General features: G+C 72.9%; 19 protein-coding genes. 8 read left to right on the top strand and 11 right to left on the bottom strand.

The window, feature by feature from the left end; all coding sequences use genetic code 11:
* Nucleotides 1–141: 141 nt before the first annotated feature.
* From ACZ7L6_RS35475 to ACZ7L6_RS35455, 5 genes are all read left to right on the top strand, one after another.
* Nucleotides 142–996, top strand: coding sequence for a slipin family protein (locus ACZ7L6_RS35475; RefSeq protein ID WP_471931215.1), 855 nt, complete (start codon nucleotides 142–144; stop codon nucleotides 994–996).
* Nucleotides 997–1,086: 90 nt separating this feature from the next.
* On the top strand, nucleotides 1,087–2,475 hold the full coding sequence (locus ACZ7L6_RS35470; RefSeq protein WP_471931213.1) for a PhoX family protein: 1,389 nt from the start codon (nucleotides 1,087–1,089) through the stop codon (nucleotides 2,473–2,475).
* A 64-nt stretch (nucleotides 2,476–2,539) separates the two neighbouring features.
* A complete protein-coding gene (locus ACZ7L6_RS35465) occupies nucleotides 2,540–4,027 on the top strand; it encodes a serine/threonine-protein kinase (protein ID WP_471931211.1) in 1,488 nt (495 codons plus the stop codon).
* Nucleotides 4,028–4,118: 91 nt separating this feature from the next.
* The gene (locus ACZ7L6_RS35460) at nucleotides 4,119–4,991 is read left to right on the top strand and encodes a polysaccharide deacetylase family protein (protein ID WP_471931209.1); all 873 of its coding nucleotides are present in this window, start codon (nucleotides 4,119–4,121) and stop codon (nucleotides 4,989–4,991) included.
* 18 nt (nucleotides 4,992–5,009) lie between these two features.
* On the top strand, nucleotides 5,010–5,189 hold the full coding sequence (locus tag ACZ7L6_RS35455; RefSeq protein ID WP_433049549.1) for a hypothetical protein: 180 nt from the start codon (nucleotides 5,010–5,012) through the stop codon (nucleotides 5,187–5,189).
* A gap of 42 nt (nucleotides 5,190–5,231) precedes the next feature.
* Here the strand turns inward: ACZ7L6_RS35455 and ACZ7L6_RS35450 are convergent, their stop codons facing one another.
* Both ACZ7L6_RS35450 and ACZ7L6_RS35445 read right to left on the bottom strand, forming a co-directional pair.
* Entirely contained in the window at nucleotides 5,232–5,903 is a 672-nt protein-coding gene (locus tag ACZ7L6_RS35450) for an ABC transporter (protein WP_471931439.1), read from the bottom strand.
* Between the two features lie 5 nt (nucleotides 5,904–5,908).
* Nucleotides 5,909–6,832 (bottom strand): ABC transporter ATP-binding protein, encoded by a 924-nt coding sequence (locus ACZ7L6_RS35445; protein WP_471931207.1) that lies wholly within the window; start codon nucleotides 6,830–6,832, stop codon nucleotides 5,909–5,911.
* Between the two features lie 126 nt (nucleotides 6,833–6,958).
* On the opposite strand from ACZ7L6_RS35445, the gene ACZ7L6_RS35440 reads away from it, so the two are divergent.
* Nucleotides 6,959–7,699 (top strand): peptidyl-tRNA hydrolase, encoded by a 741-nt coding sequence (locus ACZ7L6_RS35440; protein ID WP_471931437.1) that lies wholly within the window; start codon nucleotides 6,959–6,961, stop codon nucleotides 7,697–7,699.
* On the opposite strand, the gene ACZ7L6_RS35435 is transcribed toward ACZ7L6_RS35440, so the two are convergent.
* The 7 genes from ACZ7L6_RS35435 to ACZ7L6_RS35405 all read right to left on the bottom strand — a co-directional run bounded on the left by ACZ7L6_RS35435 (nucleotide 7,690) and on the right by ACZ7L6_RS35405 (nucleotide 15,665).
* Nucleotides 7,690–8,181, bottom strand: coding sequence for a PPOX class F420-dependent oxidoreductase (locus ACZ7L6_RS35435; RefSeq protein WP_471931205.1), 492 nt, complete (start codon nucleotides 8,179–8,181; stop codon nucleotides 7,690–7,692). The two genes, ACZ7L6_RS35440 and ACZ7L6_RS35435, sit on opposite strands and share 10 nt — an antisense overlap.
* Nucleotides 8,182–8,338: 157 nt before the next feature.
* Nucleotides 8,339–9,586, bottom strand: a complete 1,248-nt coding sequence (locus ACZ7L6_RS35430) for an ABC transporter permease (RefSeq protein ID WP_471931203.1) — start codon at nucleotides 9,584–9,586, stop codon at nucleotides 8,339–8,341.
* Complete coding sequence (locus ACZ7L6_RS35425; protein ID WP_471931201.1) at nucleotides 9,583–10,326, bottom strand: ABC transporter ATP-binding protein; 744 nt, start codon at nucleotides 10,324–10,326, stop codon at nucleotides 9,583–9,585. Before ACZ7L6_RS35425 ends, ACZ7L6_RS35430 begins: the two co-directional genes overlap by 4 nt.
* Nucleotides 10,323–11,738, bottom strand: coding sequence for a peptidoglycan-binding protein (locus tag ACZ7L6_RS35420; RefSeq protein ID WP_471931199.1), 1,416 nt, complete (start codon nucleotides 11,736–11,738; stop codon nucleotides 10,323–10,325). Before ACZ7L6_RS35420 ends, ACZ7L6_RS35425 begins: the two co-directional genes overlap by 4 nt.
* Nucleotides 11,735–12,301: a hypothetical protein gene (locus ACZ7L6_RS35415; RefSeq protein ID WP_471931197.1), complete on the bottom strand. Its 567-nt coding sequence runs from the start codon at nucleotides 12,299–12,301 to the stop codon at nucleotides 11,735–11,737. The genes ACZ7L6_RS35420 and ACZ7L6_RS35415 overlap by 4 nt, the downstream gene beginning before the upstream one ends.
* A gap of 986 nt (nucleotides 12,302–13,287) precedes the next feature.
* Nucleotides 13,288–14,193 (bottom strand): prephenate dehydrogenase, encoded by a 906-nt coding sequence (locus tag ACZ7L6_RS35410; protein WP_471931195.1) that lies wholly within the window; start codon nucleotides 14,191–14,193, stop codon nucleotides 13,288–13,290.
* On the bottom strand, nucleotides 14,190–15,665 hold the full coding sequence (locus ACZ7L6_RS35405; RefSeq protein WP_471931193.1) for an aminotransferase-like domain-containing protein: 1,476 nt from the start codon (nucleotides 15,663–15,665) through the stop codon (nucleotides 14,190–14,192). Before ACZ7L6_RS35405 ends, ACZ7L6_RS35410 begins: the two co-directional genes overlap by 4 nt.
* 202 nt (nucleotides 15,666–15,867) lie before the next feature.
* Here ACZ7L6_RS35405 and hppD point away from each other — a divergent pair, with 202 nt between their 5' ends.
* Both hppD and ACZ7L6_RS35395 read left to right on the top strand, forming a co-directional pair.
* Nucleotides 15,868–16,950 carry a 4-hydroxyphenylpyruvate dioxygenase gene (gene hppD, locus ACZ7L6_RS35400; protein ID WP_471931191.1) on the top strand — a complete coding sequence of 361 codons (1,083 nt, stop codon included), beginning with the start codon at nucleotides 15,868–15,870 and terminating at the stop codon, nucleotides 16,948–16,950.
* Between the two features lie 82 nt (nucleotides 16,951–17,032).
* A complete protein-coding gene (locus ACZ7L6_RS35395) occupies nucleotides 17,033–18,097 on the top strand; it encodes an alpha-hydroxy acid oxidase (protein WP_471931435.1) in 1,065 nt (354 codons plus the stop codon).
* A 19-nt stretch (nucleotides 18,098–18,116) separates the two neighbouring features.
* Here the strand turns inward: ACZ7L6_RS35395 and ACZ7L6_RS35390 are convergent, their stop codons facing one another.
* Together ACZ7L6_RS35390 and ACZ7L6_RS35385 are read right to left on the bottom strand one after the other, a co-directional pair.
* On the bottom strand, nucleotides 18,117–18,521 hold the full coding sequence (locus ACZ7L6_RS35390) for a VOC family protein (protein ID WP_471931189.1): 405 nt from the start codon (nucleotides 18,519–18,521) through the stop codon (nucleotides 18,117–18,119).
* On the bottom strand, nucleotides 18,518–19,354 hold the full coding sequence (locus tag ACZ7L6_RS35385; protein ID WP_471931187.1) for a phosphosulfolactate synthase: 837 nt from the start codon (nucleotides 19,352–19,354) through the stop codon (nucleotides 18,518–18,520). Before ACZ7L6_RS35385 ends, ACZ7L6_RS35390 begins: the two co-directional genes overlap by 4 nt.
* Nucleotides 19,355–19,375 lie beyond the last annotated feature (21 nt).

Here is a 19,375-nt window from a genome sequence, read left to right as displayed (position 1 = left end):
CGACATCGGACGGCCCATGACACCGGAAGGCGCATGACGGACGGTGTATGACCTGGTCCGGGGCCGGCGTGGCCCCGGACCAGACACCGGGCATATCGTTACAGGAGCATACGCAACGGGCCTCTCGGCGAGGAGGTCGTCATGGTCGAGGAGCTGCTGGGGGCTGCTGTCGGTGTCGGCGTGGCGGGGCTCGTGTATCTCGCGGCTGCCGCACGGGTCGTCAAGCAGTACGAACGCGGCGTGATCCTCCGGCTCGGACGTCTGCGAGGGCAGGTACGCCAGCCGGGATTCACCCTGATCGTGCCCGCCGTGGACCGGCTCCACAAGGTCAACATGCAGATCGTGACGATGCCCGTCCCCGCCCAGGAAGGCATCACCCGCGACAACGTGACCGTGCGGGTCGACGCGGTCGTGTACTTCAAGGTCGTGGACGCGTCGGCCGCGATCATCAACGTCGAGGACTACCGCTTCGCGGTCTCCCAGATGGCGCAGACGTCACTGCGCTCGATCATCGGCAAGAGCGATCTGGACGATCTGCTGTCCAACCGCGAGAAGCTCAACCAGGGCCTGGAGCTGATGATCGACAGCCCGGCGGTCGGCTGGGGCGTGCAGATCGACCGCGTCGAGATCAAGGACGTGTCCCTGCCGGAGTCGATGAAGCGTTCCATGGCCCGGCAGGCGGAGGCCGACCGCGAGCGGCGGGCCCGGGTCATCAACGCCGACGCCGAACTGCAGGCCTCCAAGAAGCTGGCCGAGGCCGCGCACCAGATGGCCGACGCGCCCTCCGCCCTCCAGCTGCGCCTGCTGCAGACGGTGATGGCGGTGGCGGCGGAGAAGAACTCCACGCTGGTGCTGCCGATCCCGGTGGAGCTGCTGCGGTTCCTGGAGAAGGGCGCGCAGCATCCCGACTACCGGGCCGTCGAACCGTCCCCGGAGCACACCGGACTCGCGACCGGGAGCGCCGCGGACTCCACCGAGAACACCGCGGAGAAGTGACACGTGCTACGCGCGTGGTTCCCGCGACTCGCCCCAAGTGATAGACACGGCGGGGTCACAGTTCCTGTCCGCCAGCAGGAAGGTTGCCCCATGTCCGAGAACATGACCGATGACCGCACGACACGCCGTCAGGTCCTGGCCCGTACCGGCGCGTTGGGCGTCTCGATCGCCTTCGCCGGAAACCTCACCGAACTCTTCGCGGGCACCGCCGCCGCACAGAGCCTGGGCCACACCGGATACGGCCCCCTCATTCCCGACCCGAAGGGCCTGCTCGACCTGCCGAAAGGTTTCCGCTACCAGGTCCTCTCCCGCGAGGGCGACCGGCTGCGCTCCGGGGAGGGCCTGGTCCCCTCGAACCACGACGGCATGACCGCCCTCGCCGGGAGAAAAGGCCGTGTCCACCTGGTACGCAACCACGAGAACCGCAACACCGCGAAGCTCCCCGTCCCGACCGTCGCCGGACTCACCTACGACCCGGCGGGCAAGGGCGGCTGTACGGCGCTGACGCTGGACTCACGGGGCCGTGTCCTGTCCGAGCGCGTCGCCATCGCCGGTACGGCCGTCAACTGCGCGGGCGGACCGACACCTTGGGGCACCTGGCTGACCTGCGAGGAGACCGAGGACAAGGCCGGCACCAACGGCTACACCAAGGACCACGGCTTCATCTTCGAGGTCGACCCGGAGAACCCGCAGCGCTCCGGCGCGGTGCCGCTGACCGCGATGGGCCGCTTCCAGCACGAGGCGATCGCGGTGGACCCGAGAAACGGCATCGTCTACGAGACCGAGGACGCCTTCCTGAAGCCCTTCGGCCTCTTCTACCGCTTCCTCCCCCACGCGCCGCTCGGCGGCCTCGGTTCCCTGCGCGCGGGCGGCCGCCTCCAGGCGATGCGCGTGCCGGGCGTGCCCGACCTCTCCTCGATCCAGGAGCCGGGCGCCAGTTTCGAGCACATCGAGTGGGTGGACGTACCCGATCCGCTCGCCGCCCAGACCCCCGTGCGCCTCCAGGACTTCGGCCCGAAGGGCATCACGCACGCGCAGAAGCTGGAGGGCTGCTACTGGGGTGGCCGCAGCGTCTACTTCGTCTCCTCCTTCGCCCACAGCGCGGAGGGCTCGGCGGCGGACCACTACGGCCAGATCTGGCGCTACGAGCCCGGCGCACGCCGCCTCACCCTGGTGATCGTCTTTGGCCCCGACACGGACGTCCAGCTCCCCGGCGAGTCCCCGGACAACATCTGCCTCGCCCCCAGCGGCGGCCTGATGGTGTGCGAGGACGGCAACGGCACCCAGCACGTCTACGGCGTGACCCGGCGCGGCGATGTGTACGCGATGGCCCGCAACGCCCAGAACCTGGGGACCCCGCAGGAGCCGGAGTGGGGCGAGTTCGCCGGGGTGACCTTCTCGCCCGACGGCGAGACGATGTACGTCAACTGCTACACGCCGGGTACGACGTTCGCGGTGACGGGGCCCTGGCGCAGGTAGCAACCCCTGTCCCGGGCCGGCGCGCGGAGGCCTCCGCTCCGGCACGTCCTCTAACCTGTGCCGCATGAACGCACCGGGGGACCTCGTCGACGGCCGGTTCGAGCTGGTCGAACGGCTCGGCAGCGGCGGAATGGGCACCGTGTGGCGGGCCCGGGACACGGTGCTGCAACGCGAGGTCGCGCTCAAGGCGGTGCGGTCCGACGCGGACACGGTCGGTGTGATGCGCGAGCGGGTGCTGCGGGAGGCACGGGCGCTGGCCCGGCTCAGCCATCCCCATGTGGTGACGGTCCACCAGATCGTGGACGCCGACCCTCATCCATGGATCGTCATGGAACTGGTGCCGGGCGTCTCGCTGCAACAGCGGCTGGGCGAGGGCCCGTTGACTCCGGCGGAGGCGGCCCGCACCGGCCGCCAGGTGCTCGCCGCGCTGCGGGCCGCGCACGCGGCGGGCATCCAGCACCGGGACGTCAAACCCGCCAACATCCTCCTGCGCCCCGACGGCACCGCCGTCCTCACCGACTTCGGCATCGCCGCCCTCCAGGACACGACGGGCCTCACGGCCACCGGCGAGCTCGTCGGCTCGCCCGAGTACATGGCCCCGGAGCGCATCCGGGGGTACGGCGACGACCACCCGGCCGCCGACCTCTGGTCGCTGGGCGTGGTCCTGTACGTCTGCGTCGAGGGCGTCAGCCCCCTGCGCCGCCCCACCACCCTCGCCACTCTGGCCGCCGTTCTCGACGACCCGCTCCCGCCACCCACCCGCTCGGGCCCGCTGACGCCGGTGCTCGACGCCCTGTTGGTGCGGGACCCGGCAGCACGCCCGGACGCCGCTCGGCTCGACGCCATGCTGGCGGCGGTGGAGACAGGGGCGACACCGCACTGGGCCCAGCCGACGCTGACGGCCGGCGCACCGCACCCGATGCCGGCGCCACCAACGGTCCCCGCCCAGTCGGCCACCCCGCGTCCTACGGTTCCGCAGCGGGTGCGGGACCCCCGACGCCGTACACCACTCGTGGTGGCCACGACCGCGGCCGTGGTGATCGCCGCGGCCACGTCCCTGGCCCTCATGCTGCGCGCCGGAGACACGGACGGAGACGACAAGTCCGACGCCCCGACGAACCCGCCGGCCACGAGTTCGGCGCCCGGTCCGACGGACCAGGAGTCGTCCCCTTCACCGACGCCCGGCTCGACGGCCGCCCACACACCCACCGGCGTGCCGGCCGGCCGCTGGATCGCTCAACTCCACTCCGAACCCGTCTCTTCGGGAACCACCGCCCGGGACCGTCGTCTTGCCGTCATCCGCCGGTCCGTGCCGGAGGCCGTCGTCCTGCGCAGCGACGACTACGCGTCCCTGCGCGGTGGCTACTGGGTGTTCTACGCCCCCGGCCCCTTCCCCGACGGCCGCGCCGCCCTCGACTTCTGCGCCGAGCACGGCCGCACCACGCCGAACACCTGCATCGGCCGCTATCTGAGCACGGACCCGGCCGACTTCGCCTTCCAGTGCCGCCCGCCGGCCACCGCTCCGACGGGCCGCTGCACCCGCTCCGACTGAGAGGTCCGCCCCCGCCGCCGGGCGGGTGACACGGGCCCGGCACACCCGGCGACGTGCCGGAATGCCCTGAAGACACCCATACCTTCATGCGGTGATCACTCGTGTACGGATCGTCACCGCTGTCTTTGTCCTGGTCGCGGCGCTCAGCGCGCTCGCCGCCTGTGCGGGGCCCGAGGAGCCCGGGGTGACGCGGGCTCCTCGGCCGGCGCCCTCGGCCTCCGCCGCCTCGCCCGGGTCGCCCGCCACCAGGCCCCCGACCCTCGCACCGGGACCCGCCGGTCTGACGCCCGTCTTCGAGCACGGTCCCCGGACGGGGGGCAAGGCCGTCGCGCTCACCTTCGACGCCGACATGACCGCGGACCAGGGCGTGCGGGCCGCCCGTGGCGAGCGGTTCGACAATCCGGGGCTCGTCGCGGCGCTGCGGGCGTTGGAGGTGCCGGCGACGGTGTTCATGACGGGGCGGTGGGCGGAGGAGTACCCCCGGCAGGCCCGGGCCATCGGGCGGGACCCGCTGTTCGAGGTCGCCAACCACTCCTACAGCCACTACGCCTTCACCGACGACTGCTACGGGCTGCCCACCCTCCCGGAGCAACGGATGCGGGCGGATGTGGAGCGGGCGTACGCCGCGTTCCGGAAGGTGGGGGTGCGGGATCCGATGCCGTACTTCCGGTTTCCCGGCGGCTGCTACGACCGGCGCGCCCTGAAGGCGCTGACCCCGGTCGGCGTCACGGCCGTGCAGTGGGACGTGGTGAGCGCGGACGCGTTCGCGACGGACGCCGGCGCGGTCGCCCGGGAGGTGCTGGACGGGGTGCGGGCGGGGTCCGTGGTCGTCATGCACTGCACGCGCAGTGCCGCTCCGACGACCGAGCGGGCCGTCCGGAGGATCGTGCCCGAGCTGCGCGAGAAGGGCTTCCGGTTCGTGAAGGTGTCCGAGCTGATCGGGGCCGCAGGCGGCCGGGCCTGAGCGGCCTACGCTGGGGGTATGAGCGAGGACTACTGCACGATCGCCGACGTGGTGAAGCCGCCCAAGGCGGACGGGCCGCCGTATGCGGAGTGCGTGCTGTGCCGGGAGCCCACGGAGTACCCGGAGTCGTACAAGGGGATCACGCTCTGCCCGGTGTGCGAGTGGCAGGAGGCGCAGCGTACGGCCTGTTCGGGGTGACCCGCTGTTCCGGCTGACCCGCGGTTTCTTCTGCCCCGGTGTTCAGGGTGATCTGCGGGACGTGAGCGCGCAGGCCGCGGCGATCGCCGCCGCGGTGAGCAGGGCTGCCGCCGCCAGGGGCAGTACGGGCAGGGGGACCGTGCCCGAGCGGGAGCCCGTGACCAGGCCGCTGACCGCCGCATGGGCCGGGGAGCCGGTCACCACCACCGACAGCAGCGCCGCGAGCAGCATGGCCGGGACGGCGCGACCGGTCGAGCGCAGCACCGGCCAGGTGGTGAGCGCGCCGACGGCCGTACCGAGCAGGGCGCAGGCCAGTGTGGCGAGCAGCCCGGCCGAGCCCGCCGGAAGCCGCGGTACGCGCGTCTCGTGGTCCGCGCTCGCCGGGTCGCTGATCAGCGTCACGGCCACGGTCGCGACCGTGCCCAGGGCTGTCGCGGCGGCCAGTGCCACCAGCAGCGCGGCGAGGTGCGCCCGCCCCGGGCCGACCGCCGCGGCGACGCAGCTGCGGGCGGCGGGCGGCTCGTTGGTGACGCAGATCCGCACCAGCCACGCGGCCACGGGCAGCAGGGCCGCGGCCGTGAAGCCCAGCGAGTCGAGGATGGGCTGGCCGCCCTGCACGCCGATGGCAAGGAAGGCCGCGTACAGGATGAACGGCGGCAGCCAGCGCTGCGAGCGGACCAGCAGGGCGGCCTGGTAGCGGAGGAGGGCGGTCATCGATGTCATCGGCGGCTCTCCGCTTCGGGGGCCTCGGGGGCTTCGGGGGCTTGGGTGGGTTCGGAGGAGTCGGGAGGGATGGGTGTCTCCTGGCTCACGCTCACCACGTGCCAGGGCGGGTGGGCGGTCAGCAGGGCGCGCAGCAGGACGTCGGAGTGTGAGGCGGGGACGGTGAGGCGGTGGGTGCCGGGGGTGGTCTCGTCCGCTGTCGTGGCGACGCGGGTCGCCTCGGCGGGGAGGCTCGCGCCGCTCGGGCCCTGGACGACGACGGTCGTGTGCGGGCCGGTGGGTCGTGGAGTCCCTTGGTCGGTACGGAGGTCGAGTGCGCCGTCGAGCACCGTGTACGTCGCGTCGGGTGCCCCGGCGAGGCGGCGCGGGTCGTGGTCGACGAAGACCACCGCGGTGCCGGCGACGGTCCGTTCGGCGACGGCACGCTCCAACTCGGTGCGGGCGGCGGCGTCCAGGCCGGTCCACGCCTCGTCCAGGACCAGCAGCTCCGGGTCGGCGAGCAGGGCCTGTGCGACGGCGACCTTCTGGCTGCTGCCCTTGGAGAGCTGCGCCATGGGGGTGCGGGCGTAGGCGGCGGCGCCGAAGCGGTCCAGGCACTCGCCTGCGGCGCGGATGGCCGCCGGCCGGGACAGGCCGTGGACCGTGCCGAGGTGGGTCAGGTAGCCGAGGGCGGTGAAGGGGAGGGCTGTGGGGAAGCGTTCGGGGACGTAAGCGGTTCGGAGGCGGCCGGTGATCTCGCCTTCGGTGGGGGCGTCTATGCGGGCCAGGAGGCGCAGGAGGGTGGATTTGCCGGTGCCGTTCTCTCCCTCGATGCGGGTGAGTGTGCCGGGGGGCACGGTGAGGTGGACGCCGCGTAAGACCCATGGGCCGCGTAGGCCGTAGCGGCGGCCTACGTTGTCCAGACGAAGATCGCGTTGCATGGGGGACATCTTGTCCTATTGCGGCTGCGGGCCGGTGGGGCTGGTCGCGCCCACGCGGCGGAGCCGCACATCGACGCGGTCCCGCGCCCCTGAGTTGGCAGACTGGACGGCGTGAACAGTGATCCGATTTCCGTGAACGACAGCCCTTTCCGGTCCGAGCCCCATACACGCGATCACGCGCCGCAGTTCGTCCTGCCGCTCGTCGTGCGTATCGAGCGGGACGCTCCGCCGGCCCGCACCGATGCTCTGGAGACCGCCGCCCGCGCTGTACTGATCATGCTCAGCGACGAGCGGTCCCTCGGCGACGGTGAGTGGGCGCAGGCCGTACGGGACTGGGAGGACGCCCGTATCCGCAAGGTCGTGCGGCGGGCTCGGGGGGCCGAGTGGCGGCGGGCGGAGGGGTTGCCGGGGATCACCGTCACCGGTGAGTCGGCCGAGGTGCGGGTGTTTCCGCCCGTGCCGTTGGACGGGTGGCCCAAGGAGCTGGCGAAGCTGCAGGTGTCGGGGACCCATCTGGAGGATCCGGAGCCGGCCGGGGACGCCGATCCGTCGGCTCCCGTGCTCTGGGTGAACCCCCATCTCGACATGTCGGCAGGCAAGGCGATGGCTCAGGCGGGGCACGCGGCGCAGATCGCCTGGTGGGAGTTGTCGGACGAGGAGCGGAGCGCCTGGCGTGAGGCGGGGTTTGCGTTGGCCGTGCGGACCGCGGATCCGGCGCGCTGGCGTGAACTTACCGCCGCCGGGCTGCCGTTGGTGCGTGATGCCGGGTTCACGGAGATCGCGCCCGGGACGACTCTGGTGGTCGAGGGGCATCACCGGGTGAAATCGCTGCCGTCGGAGGCACGACGCCCCCTGACCTACCGCTGAGCCAGCTGCGCGGAACTGCCCCGGGGGCCGCTCAGGCGGCGGCCGGCCGCCCCGTACACGCGGTCCACGGGAAGCCTGACGACCAGGCGCCGTTCGGCGACCATGGCGCCTCGGAAGCCCTCCCAGTCGGGGTGTTCGCCCCGGAATCCCCGGAAGACCTCGACGAGTTCGTCGGCGACGGCGTCATGCGGGTCCGTCGTGATGGGGGTGAGCTCCGCCTCGCCCTCGGCGATCATGTAGGCGTAGCCGTTGGGAGTGGTGACGAAGAAGCTGGCGCGCGGATCGCGGCGCAGGTTGCGGGTCTTGGCACGGTTGTAGGTGACCATGAGCCGGATGAGGCGCGCCGCCGGGTCGTAGGCGTAACCGACGTTCGACAACTGGGGGCGGCCGTCACGCTTGAGGGTCACGAGCGTGCCGATCCGTTGCTGACCGAGCAGGTGGAAGAGGGCTTCGTCGCCGGCCTTTTCTGAGGGCTCTGTCATGCGGCGAGCGTACGGGAGCGAGCTGCTGTCCAGGTGGGACGCGAACAGGCCTGTGCAGGTGAGGGGCGGCCGAGCGGTACGCGGGCATGGCCGGGCGGTGCCCTCGCCGCCGACGGGGGATGGAGGCGGCGGGGGCACCGCGGTACCGGGGCAGGGGTCAGGTGGTCGCCAGCGCCTCCGTGGGTGGCAGCCGGGCGGCGCGGACGGCGGGGTAGAAGCCGGCGAGGCCGCCGATGACGAGGGTCGCGCCGACGCCGCCCGCCATCGCCCAGGTCGGCACGACCGACGGCCAGCCCTGGTAGGCGGCGTATCCGGAGGTGACGGCGATGCCGAGGACGACGCCGCCGAGCCCGCCGAGCGCGGACAACAGCAGGGCCTCGCACAGGAACTGGGTGCGGATCTGCCCGCGCGTCGCGCCGAGGGAACGGCGCAGGCCGATCTCGGAGCGGCGCTCCAGCACGGAGATCACCATCGTGTTGGCCACGCCCACCCCGCCGACGAGCAGGGCGACCGCGCCGAGCCCGAGGAGCAGGCCGCTGAGCGTGTCGTCGGTGGCCTGCTTGGCCTCCAGGGCGTCCGAGGGCCGCGACACGTTGGCCTCGCTGGGGTTCTCCGGGTTGGCGGTGGGGCCGAGGACGGACTGGACGTCGGTCACGGCCGATTCCTCGGTGCGGGTGTAGACGGTCGTCGGATAGCCGTCGAAGCCCAGTTCCTGCTCCGCGACCGGCCAGCCGACCAGCGCGGCGGAGTCCAGCTCGGGCACCAGGTCGTTGGGAGCGAGCAGGCCCACGACGGTGAACCACTGGTCGCCGAGCCACACCCTGGTGTCGAAGCCGGCCCGGAAGACGCCGAGTTGCTCGGCGGCCTTGGGACCGAGGACGACGGCGGGGTACCGCGTGTTGGCGGCGTTCAGCCAGCGGCCGTCGACGACCTCGACGCCCGCGCTGCGCGGCAGGTCCGTGCGGGCCGCGGACACCGTGAGCCCGCCGGTCTCCTGCTTGGGGACGTGGTCGTTGCGGTAGACCTTGGCGTCGGTCCTGCCGATGGCGGACACCGCCGTCACTCCGTCGATGTTGCCGATCATGTCGACGGACTCGTCCGGCAGATGGGCGGTGCCGCCCGTGAACGACTGTCCCGCGGTGACCGTGAGCAGATTGGTGCCCAGCGCCGCCAGCCGCCGGTCGAGGTCCTCCGTGCTCGAGGTGGAGATGCCGACCACTCCGACCATGGCGGCGATGCCGATCGCGATGCCGAGCGCCGACAGGAACACCCGCAGCGGCCTCGACCGCAGCCCGGATCCGCCGACCCGCAGGACGTCGGCGGGGCCGAGCCGGGCGGGCTTGGGGCGGGGGCGCGCGGAGGAGTCCGGCCCGGCCTGCGGCGGGCGCTGCGTCGTCAGGCTCATCGTGTGGCCTCCTGCAGGACCGCGGTCGCGGGCGTTCCGGTGCGTTCGCCGGTGCCCGCGCGCGCGGTGTCGTACTCGATGCCGCCGTCCTTGATCCGCACCTCGCGCGGCAGTGAGGCGGCGATGTCCCGGTCGTGGGTGATCACGACGACCGTGGTGCCCGCCCGGTGCAGTTCATGGAGCAGGTCGAGCACCACGGCGCCGGAGCGCGAGTCGAGGGCGCCGGTGGGCTCGTCGGCGAGCAGCAGCGGTGGGTCGCCGAGCACCGCGCGGGCGATGGCCACCCGCTGCTTCTCGCCGCCGGAGAGCTGGTGCGGCTCGTGGTAGAGGCGATGGCCGAGCCCCACCCTGCGCAGCGCGCGTTCGGCCAGCCGGCGCCGCTCGCCGCGGGAACGGCCGCTGTAGAGCAGGCCGTCCGCGACGGAGTCCAGCGCCGGTACGCCGGGCGCGAGATGGAACTGCTGGAAGACGAACCCGATCGTCTGGGCGCGCAGTGCGGACAGCTCCCGGTCGGAGAGGCGGGCCACGTCGTACCCGTCGATCCGGACGGTGCCGGCGGAGGGTCTGTCGAGGGTGCCCATGATGTTGAGCATCGTGGACTTGCCGGAGCCGGACGGGCCCACGACGGCGAGCAGTTCGCCGCGGTGGATGACGAGGTCGGCGTCCTTCAGGGCACGGACGTCGCCGTACGTCTTGGAGACCCCGGCGAGTTCGACCACCGGGCCCGGTGTCCCGGTCACCTGGGCACCCCCACGACCGTGCCGTCGGTGAGGCCCTTGCCGGAGATCTCGACCATGCTGTCCGCGAACATGCCGACCTCGACCGGTGTGCGCCGCACCTCGCCGTCGGGCCGGACGACGTCCACGGCGTAGCCTCCGCCCTGGCGTGCCACCAGGGCGTTGATGGGCACCACGAGGACGTTCTCATGGGTCTCCGCCTTGAGGGAGACGTCGACGGAGGCGGCCTGGTAGCTGCCGAGCTTCTTCTGCTCGGCCACCTTCAGCTCGACGGGCAGCGTGGCCTTGTCGGAGCTGCCGGAGCCGCCGTTGCCCGAGCCGCCACCGGACTGCTTGGCGTCCTGCCCGGTGGTCGGGGTGCCGACCTCGGTGACCTCGGCCTGCACGGTGGTGTCGTCGGGCAGGGTGATCGTCGCCTTGGTGCCCTTGTGGACCAGGTCCTCGTACTGGGCGTCGAGGTCGACGCTCACGACGCGCTCGGTGCCGGACCAGGTCAGCACGGCACCGCTGAGCGGCGCACCGGGCACCGCCCGCACGTCGGCGACGCGCCGGGCGCCTTCGGCGATCACGGCGTCGCCGGGCCGTACCGTTCCGGTCTCCTCGCGGCCCAGTTCGTCCTGCCAGTCGCGTACGGCGTCGGCCGTGCCGGAGGTGTACTCGTCGTCGACGGTGAAGCCCGTGTGGCCGAGCGCGGCGAGGTTCTTCTCCAGCATCCGTACGTCCGCGCCCTCGCTGCCCTCCTGCAGCTGGCGGTAGAGGGGGATCGAGCCGTACAGGAGCGGCACCTCCTGCTCCGCGACCCGGTAGACGGCATCGCCCCGCTCGATGACATCACCGTCGGCGGGCACCCACGTGACGACTCCCCCGCCGCCGCCCTGCGCGCCGGGCGGAGCCTGTACGGCCGACACGTCGCCATGGCCCAGGGTGCCGTCCACGGTCTCGCTGCGGGTGAGCGTCGTGCGCTTCACCTCCGTGGTGCTCGGCGGGGCGTCGGGGGCGGCTACGTCCGTGCCGCCGCCGTCTCCGCCGAGGACCCCGGCGCTCGCGGCACCGGCTCCGGCGACCACCGCGATCGCGAGGGCGACCAGTCCCGCGGTGCGCCAGGGGCGGCGCCGGCGGGAGACCGTCGGCGCCGAGCCGTCGTCACCGCCCGTCCGTGCGGGGGCAGTTTCCGGTACGGCGGTGTCGAGCTCCGCACCGGGGCGGGCGACCACGTCCGGCGTGGCCCTCGCCTCCAGGTCCCCGGCGCGCGACGGCGACACCTCGCCCGGCTTGCGCAGTTCCAGCGCCACGGTGGAGTCCGGGGCGCCGCCGTTGCCCGCTGGGCCGGGCGGGCCGGAGGCGTCGCCGGACGGGCGCGGGGCCTCGCTGTCCGCCTCGTGTTCCCGCTCGCGGGTCTCGTCGGGTGCGGTCACTGGCCACCACCGCTGCCGGTGAGGCCACCGCCGGGCCACTTGCCCTGGCAGGCCATCCTCGCCTTCTGGAACTCCTCGCCGCCGGGGTTGATGCCGCTGCCCCCGAAGTCGATGCTCATGTTGCCGCCGTTGATCTCCGGGTCGGGGAGGTTCGGCAGGCCGTTCTCCCGCATGCACTTCGCCCAGGCGGCGACCTTCGTGGAGTCGAGCGCGCCGCCGCCTCCCCCGCCGCCGCCGACCTGGCCCTGCGGCATCTTGTCGCGGCAGGCCTGTAACGCCTGCTGGAAATCGGCCGAGTTGGGGTCGATGCCGCTGTCGGGGCTGAGCGCCAGGCCGCCGCCGGGCTCCGGGTCGGGGAAGGCGGCCACGCCGTTGTCCCGCATGCACTTCGAGAAGGCCAGTGCCTGGTCCTCGGGGCTGGTCGGTGACGCCTCGGCGCCGGCGGGCGCCTTCGCCTCGTTCGTCGACGAGCCCTCGTCGGAGCAGCCTGCCAGGAGCGCGCCGGTGAGCAGCGCGGATATCGCGAGCACGGTGGAAGCAGTTCGCTTGTGAGTAGTGGACATGGGGCCAAGTTCTACGCGGGCGCCGGTCACAGCGCGGACACAACAAACGCCTCGGATACAGGCTCCTGACGCAGACGTGCACACCGATAGGGCCGGGGGCGGGCGTCGTCGGCTTCTGCGGGCCGGTCGGGGTGGGGCGGTGGGGGTGGCGCGGGCGGGCCGGGAGTCCGGCGGCCCGGGCGATGCGGCGGCTTGCGGCGACCGCCCGGGCACGCCGTAGCCTCGCGGCGGCTACGGGCACCCCCCTGGCCGGCAGGGTCGTTGGCGCTGGGCCCGCGACTCCGCCCTGTGGGGCCCAGCAGGCGGGGGGCGAGTGTGGCGGCGCGGCGGTGCGGTCCCCGACGGCCGCCCGGGCACGCCAACGGCCCCCGCGGCGGCGCCTCGCAGCCAGGCACGGCGAGCCTGTTGCCCCGCGCCGACCAAGAGCACTCAGCTCCCCCGGCCGACAGGCTCGTCGGCGCCAACCCCGCGCCCCCAACCCCCCGCGCGGGGCCGACCGGCCGCGCGGTGGGCGCGAGTGAGGAGGCCCGGCGGCACGGACCCCGACGCCCGCCCGGGCACGCCAACGGGCCCCCGCGGCGGCGCCTCGCAGCCAGGCACGGCGAGCCTGTTGCCCCGCGCCGACCAAGAGCACTCAGCTCCCCCGGCCGACAGGCTCGTCGGCGCCAACCCCGCGTCTCAGACCTCCCCAGCAGGGCCGACCGGCGGCGCGATGGGCGCGAGTGAGGAGACGCGGCGGTGCGGTCCCCGCCGCCCGCCCCGGCACGCCAACGGCCCCCCCGGCGGCGCCTCGCAGCCAGGCACGGCGAGCCTGTTGCCCCGGGCCGGTTACCGGCTCGCAGCTCCCCCGGCCGGGAGGGGCGTCGGCGCCAAGCCCGCGATGCCGCCCTACCGGTCATGGCCGGCCGGCAAGCGTGCCGACGCAAAGCCATCCCGGCCGTGTGGACGCTCTCACCCGGCAGCCGTGAGGTAGGTGCCCGGTGCTGTCAGTGGTCCCTGCTGTCGGCCCGGTCGTCGGACAGCTCTCCCACCCCGGCGATGCCCCGCTCCAGCAGGTCCACGAGGGTGTGCCTGCTCTTGCCGAGGGTCTCCGGGCCCGGGCCGCCCGGGTCGTTGTCGCCCGGCTCGGCGAGGTCGTACAGGGCGGCCAGCACGCCGGCCAACTCCTCTTGGAGTCGGGTGAGGACGTCGGCGACCGCCGCGGCGTTGGACTCCACGATGTCGCCCCACAGCCGGGAGTCGCCGCGGGCGATCCGGGTGACGTCGCGCAGTCCCTGACCGGCGAGACGGGCCGCCGGCACCGGGCCGTCCCGCAGTCGCGCCGCCATCAGGCTGGCCAGCAGGTGCGGGGCGTGGGAGGTCAGGGCGACCGCGTCGTCGTGCGCGCGGGCCCGCATCACCCTGGGTATGCCGCCGCACAGCGCGATCAGCCCGAGGGCCCGGTCGAAGGCGGGTTTGGTGGTGAACCGCGTGGGGGTGAGCACCCAGGGGCGGTCCCGGAACAGCTCCGCGCGGGCCGCGAGGGGGCCCGACCGCTCGCGGCCGGCCATGGGGTGGCCGCCGACGTAGGAGGACGGGTCGGGGGCGGTGGCGAGGATCTCGCGTTCTGGGCGGGCCTTCACACTCGCCACGTCGGTGTAGCTGAGCGCGAGGCCGCGTGCCTGTTCCTGCGCGAGGACCGGGGCGATCTGGCTGGGCGGCACCGCGAGGACCGCCAGGTCGACGGGATGGGGAGGGAGTTCGGGCCGGCCTGCGCCGCGGGCCGCCGCGGCGCGCAGGGCGGACTCGTCCCGGTCCGCGAGGTAGACGGTCACGCGGTGTCTGCTCGCCGCGAGCGCCACGGAGGTGCCGATGAGGCCGGTGCCGACGACTGCCAGCGTGCGGATGGTCACGGCGCACCACTCGGGAGGGTCACTCCCGCACCTTCGTGCTCGGCCGTCCCTGCATGTGGAGGCTCGGCCGTCCCTGCACCTTCGTGCTCGGCCCTCCTTGCACCTTCGTGCGCGGCCGCCCCCGCACCTTCGTGCTCGGTCCTCTCGGCACCGTCGTGCTCGGCGAGCCGCTCGCCTATCAGCGCGGCCAGCCGGTCCAGCCCCTCCTCGATCCGGTCGGGCGTCAACGTACTGATGGACAGGCGCAGTTGCCGGTGGCCGGCCGTGGAGCCGTAGAAGTGGTGCATGGGCGTGAAGAGCACGCCGTGCCGGCGGGCCGCGTGGGCGAGCAGGTCGTCGTCGACGGTGAAGGGGACGGTGAGCACGACGAAGAAGCCGCCTGTCGGGGCATTCCAGGAGATGCCGGTGCGTCCGCCGAAGCGGCGGGCGAGGCCGTCGAGGACCTGCCGCAGGTTGCGGTCGTAGACCTCCGCCTCGCGGCGGTTGGCCTCGGCCATGCTGCAGCCGTGGGCCAACAGCTTGCCGCCGACGACCGCTTGGGCGATGGGCGCCGTGTTGACCGTGAGCATGCTCTTGATCTTCGACAGCTCGTCGGCGAGCAGCGAATCGCCACCGCTCGCTCCGCTGACCCGCTGCGCGGCCACGACGTAGCCCACGCGGGCGCCCGGCATGCCGGTCTTGGCGAACGAACCCAGGTAGACGACGCGTTCGTGCCGGTCGAGCGCCTTCAGAGTGGGGGGTCGTTCGGCGGCACTGTTCAGCAGCCCGTAGGCGTTGTCCTCCAGGAGTAACAGGTCCTCGGTGGCGGCGAGTTCGAGGAGCCGGTGGCGGTCGGCGAGCGACATGCTCACTCCGACCGGGTTGGCGAAGTCGGGCGTGACGTAGCAGGCGCGCACGCGGTGGCCCGCGGCACGCGCCTCGCGCAGCCGGTCGGCGAGGTCGTCGAGGTCGATGCCGTCCGGGCCGGTCCGCACGGGCAGGACGGGCAGGTCGGCGAGGAGCGCGGCCCCGGTCAGGCCGACGTAGGTCGGGCTCGGCGCGAGCACCAGGTCCCGGTCGCTCGCCCGCAGCGCGCGCAGGACCAGGAACATCGCCTCCTGGCAGCCGACGGTGACGACCACGGACGCCGGGTCGGCGTCGATGCCCTCGTCCGCGGCGAGGCTGCGCGCCACGAGGTCGGAGATGATCCCTTTGGTGTCGCCGTACTGGAAGAGCGTACGGGCGACCTCCGTTTCGCTCATCCCTCGTTCGGTGCTCAGATACCGGCAGAAGATCCGCAGGTATTCGTGGATCTGGGACACGTCGTAGAAGCCCTCGTAGGGGCGGCCCGCCGCGAAGGAGATCGCGTTCGGATAGGTGCCCGCGACCTCGTTGAGCAGGGTCATGGACTCCATCGACGCATCGCCGAGCGAGGCGTGCAGGGTGGCCGCGGACAACTCGGCCCGGACGATCTCGGATTTCAGGACTTCCATCACCTGGGTCCTTCATCGGGAATTTTTGACAGCTGCGGTAATCGGCCGACCTCCGTACGATCGGGGCCGCATCAGAAGTATTCGACCTCGCCGTCCGACGGTAAAGACACCCACGGAAATGGAACAGCCAAGTCCGCGGGGCGTATTCGGGCGGTGGTCCGAGAAATTCGAATCCGCACCCTCTCCGCGCACGAGGACTCTCATGACGGATTTACTGACCGATCTCGCCATCGATTACGTCGAGTTGTATGTCGACGACCTCGACCGGGCGGCGTCCGCCTGGGTCGACGGCTATGCCTTCACGGTCGTCGGCACCGGCTCCTTCGCCGGCCACCGCGGCATCGCCCTGCGCCAGGGACGCACGACGCTCGTGCTCACCGCCGCGACCTCGGCACAGCACCCCGCGTCGGCGTACGTCGCCACGCACGGCGACGGCGTCGCCGACATCGCCCTGCGCACCGCCGACGTGTCCGCGGCCTTCGCCGCGGCGGTGGCGCGCGGTGCGGAGCCGGTGCGCCGGCCCACCCGGCACGAAGGCGCCGGGCCGCGCGTCACCGCCGCCGTCTCGGGCTTCGGCGACGTGGTGCACACGCTCGTCGAACGGGCCCCCGGTGAAGGTCCGGGACTACCGGCCGGGTTCGTGCCGGTCCCGGGCGCACCGGACACGTCCGGCGGCGAGGTGGGGCTCCTGGAGATCGACCACCTCGCGGTGTGCCTCGACGCGGGCGAGCTCGACACGACCGCCCGCTTCTACCAACGGGCCCTCGGCTTCCGGGAGATCTACCGGGAGCGCATCGTCGTCGGCGCCCAGGCGATGGAGTCCAAGGTCGTGCAGAGCGCCGTCTCCGAGGCGGTCACCCTGACGCTCATCGAGCCCGACCCCGAGGCACAGCCCGGGCAGATCGACGAGTTCCTGAAGAGCCATCACGGGCCGGGCGTCCAGCACCTGGCGTTCTCCAGCGACGACGCCGTCCGCTCGGTGCGGGAGCTCTCGGCGCGCGGCGTGAAGTTCCTCAGCACTCCGGGGACGTACTACGACCTGCTGGCCGAGCGGATCGGCCTCAAGGCGCACACCCTCGAGGACCTGCGGACGACGAACCTCCTGGTCGACGAGGACCACGGCGGCCAGCTGTTCCAGGTCTTCACCGCCTCGACGCACCCGCGCCGCACCCTCTTCCACGAGGTCATCGAGCGCCAGGGCGCGCAGACCTTCGGCAGCTCCAACATCAAGGCCCTGTACGAGGCCGTGGAACTGGAACGGGCGGGACGGCGTGCCGACCACTGACCGGGGCGGGCCGGGCGAGGCACCGCGGCCGGGGACGTCCCGCGCCCTCGACGCCTCGCCCGGCCCGCGGGAGTGGCACGACCTGGACGACGTCGAGCGGGCCGCGGCGGCCGTACTGCCCCGCGAGGTGTGGGACTTCGTCGCCGGCGGCAGTGGCCGCGAGCTGACCCTCGCGGCCAACCGCGCGGCCTTCGACCGGGTCTTCGTCACGCCACGGGTACTGCGGGACGTCTCCGGGTGCACGACGGACACGACTCTGCTGGGGCGGCCGGCGCGGATGCCGGTGGTGGTCGCGCCGGTCGCCTACCAGCGGCTGGTGCACCCCGACGGGGAACCGGCCACCGGCCGGGCCGCCCGGGATGCGGGTGTGCCCTTCACGGTCGCGACGCTGAGCAGCGTGCCCGTGGAGGAGGTGACGGCGGCCGGGGGGCGGGTGTGGTTCCAGCTGTACTGGCTGCGCGAGCGCGGACGCTCCCTGGACCTGGCCCGCCGTGCCGAGGACGCGGGCTGCGAGGCGCTGGTGCTCACGGTGGACGTGCCGTGGATGGGGCGCCGGCAGCGCGATGTGCGCAACCGGTTCGCCCTGCCGGGCCATGTGCGCGCCGCGCATCTGGCCTCCGGCGCGCCCTCGACGGCCCACCGGAGCGCCGGGGACGGTTCGGCGGTGGCCGCGCACACTGCGGAGGCCTTCTCCCCCGGGCTGACCTGGTCGTGCGTCGAGGACGTGCGGTCGGTGACGCGGCTTCCGATCGTCCTGAAGGGGATCCTCGCGCCGGACGACGCGCTGCGGGCGGCCCGCCTCGGTGTCGACGCCGTGGTGGTGTCCAACCACGGCGGGCGCCAGCTCGACGGCGCGCTGCCCGGTGTCGAGGCGCTGCCCTCGGTGGCCGAGGCGGTCGGGGGATCCTGCGAGGTACTGGTGGACGGCGGGGTCCGCAGCGGCACGGACGTGCTCAAGGCGCTGGCCCTGGGCGCGTCGGGGGTGCTGGTGGGCCGCCCGCCGGTGTGGGGGCTCGCCGCGGGCGGGGAGGCCGGGGTACGGCGGGTGCTCGGCCTGCTGGCCGAGGAGCTGCGCGACGCGCTGGGGCTCGCCGGGTGTGCGTCGGTGGCCGGTGCGCGGGAGCTGCGGGCGGTGCGGCTGCCGTGAGCCGGTACGTCCTCCGCGGTCAGTACATCATCCGCGGGTCGGTGTAGTGCTTGAACTCCAGGAGGTTGCCGGTCGGGTCCACCAGGACCAGCGTGCGGTGCTCCTCCACGGTTCCCTGGAACCGGGACCGCACCTCCTGGAAGACCGGCACCTTCCGCACCTCGACCAGGCGCAGCAGCGCGTCGAAGTCGGCGGACTCTCTGAACGTCACCCCGAAATGCCGTGGATACAGCTGCGGGCGGGCCGGGACCGGTTCGTCCGGTGAGTAATGGCAGACCAGTTGGTCGCCGAAGAAGTCGAAGGTGACGCGGTCGGCATAGCGGCGGGCGACCGGACAGCCGAGCAGCTGATTGTAGAACCGCGCGGCGGCGTCCAGATCGTGGGCCGGAACGGCGATGTGGAACGCGTCTGCGGAATTCCTCACGGGTTCACCTCCAATTCCCCGGTGTCCAGCAGCGTGTCGGCGCGCAGGCCGAGCCGCAGGGTTTCCACGGCGATGACGTCGGACAGGGCGATGTTTCCGAGATTCACGTCGCCGCCGACCCGTTTCACGAAATAGGTCTGCAGCGTTTTCGTGGGCGCCTCGAAGATGAGCAGCTCCGTGGGCACACCGGCGTCGAGTACGTCCTCGACGAGCCCGAACCGCAGCTCTCCGTCGGCCCGGCAGATGCCGCTCGTGCCGCTCTCGCGCGCCTCCAGGATCACCGAGCGTGCCCCCGCGTCCAGGTCGCGCCGTATCCCGGCGATCCACTGGCTCGGCGCGAACAGCTCGGAGCGGTGCGGGTCCTTGAACCCCACCTCGGAGATCACCTCGAAGTCCGCGGCGAGCCGGGTGATGAACCGGGACTTGTCCTCGGGGGCGAGATCGATGGTGCCGTCGGACACCTCCACGCGGTCGCAGCCGTGTTCCAGACACAGGCCGCGGTAGTCCTCGAACCGGCCCCGCAGCACGTACTTCTCGAAGAGGGTGCCACCGAACATGTAGGAGATGCCGTGCTCGCGCAGCACCTCCGTCTTGTGTTTGAGGCCCGCGGTGACGAGCGCCGTTCCCCAGCCGAACTTGACCAGGTCGATGAGGTCTCCGGCGCTCTCCACGACGTCCTCGAACCAGCGCAGTGGCGCCCCGGGGTCGATGACCATCGTCCGCCCGCGGGTGCGGGGCTTGGGCTCGCGCACCGGCAGCTCGAGCGGACGGTGCGCGGCCGGCGGGGTGAACGACTGCGGCGTACAGGACCGGGGTGTGAAGGACTGCGGCATGACCTGCCAACTCCCTTGTGT

Source organism: Streptomyces sp. NPDC107522, assembly GCF_055657525.1.
This window is presented reverse-complemented; position numbering and strand designations above follow the sequence as displayed.

Excerpts from the sequence above, each read along its gene's own strand:
- ACZ7L6_RS35475 (WP_471931215.1), top strand. The coding sequence starts at position 142 with ATGGTCGAGGAGCTGCTGGGGGCTGCTGTCGGTGTCGGCGTGGCGGGG.
- ACZ7L6_RS35470 (WP_471931213.1), top strand. The coding sequence starts at position 1,087 with ATGTCCGAGAACATGACCGATGACCGCACGACACGCCGTCAGGTCCTG.
- ACZ7L6_RS35465 (WP_471931211.1), top strand. The coding sequence starts at position 2,540 with ATGAACGCACCGGGGGACCTCGTCGACGGCCGGTTCGAGCTGGTCGAA.
- ACZ7L6_RS35455 (WP_433049549.1), top strand. The coding sequence starts at position 5,010 with ATGAGCGAGGACTACTGCACGATCGCCGACGTGGTGAAGCCGCCCAAG.
- ACZ7L6_RS35450 (WP_471931439.1), bottom strand. The coding sequence starts at position 5,903 with ATGACCGCCCTCCTCCGCTACCAGGCCGCCCTGCTGGTCCGCTCGCAG.
- ACZ7L6_RS35445 (WP_471931207.1), bottom strand. The coding sequence starts at position 6,832 with ATGCAACGCGATCTTCGTCTGGACAACGTAGGCCGCCGCTACGGCCTA.
- ACZ7L6_RS35435 (WP_471931205.1), bottom strand. The coding sequence starts at position 8,181 with ATGACAGAGCCCTCAGAAAAGGCCGGCGACGAAGCCCTCTTCCACCTG.
- ACZ7L6_RS35430 (WP_471931203.1), bottom strand. The coding sequence starts at position 9,586 with ATGAGCCTGACGACGCAGCGCCCGCCGCAGGCCGGGCCGGACTCCTCC.
- ACZ7L6_RS35415 (WP_471931197.1), bottom strand. The coding sequence starts at position 12,301 with ATGTCCACTACTCACAAGCGAACTGCTTCCACCGTGCTCGCGATATCC.
- ACZ7L6_RS35405 (WP_471931193.1), bottom strand. The coding sequence starts at position 15,665 with ATGGAAGTCCTGAAATCCGAGATCGTCCGGGCCGAGTTGTCCGCGGCC.
- hppD (WP_471931191.1), top strand. The coding sequence starts at position 15,868 with ATGACGGATTTACTGACCGATCTCGCCATCGATTACGTCGAGTTGTAT.
- ACZ7L6_RS35385 (WP_471931187.1), bottom strand. The coding sequence starts at position 19,354 with ATGCCGCAGTCCTTCACACCCCGGTCCTGTACGCCGCAGTCGTTCACC.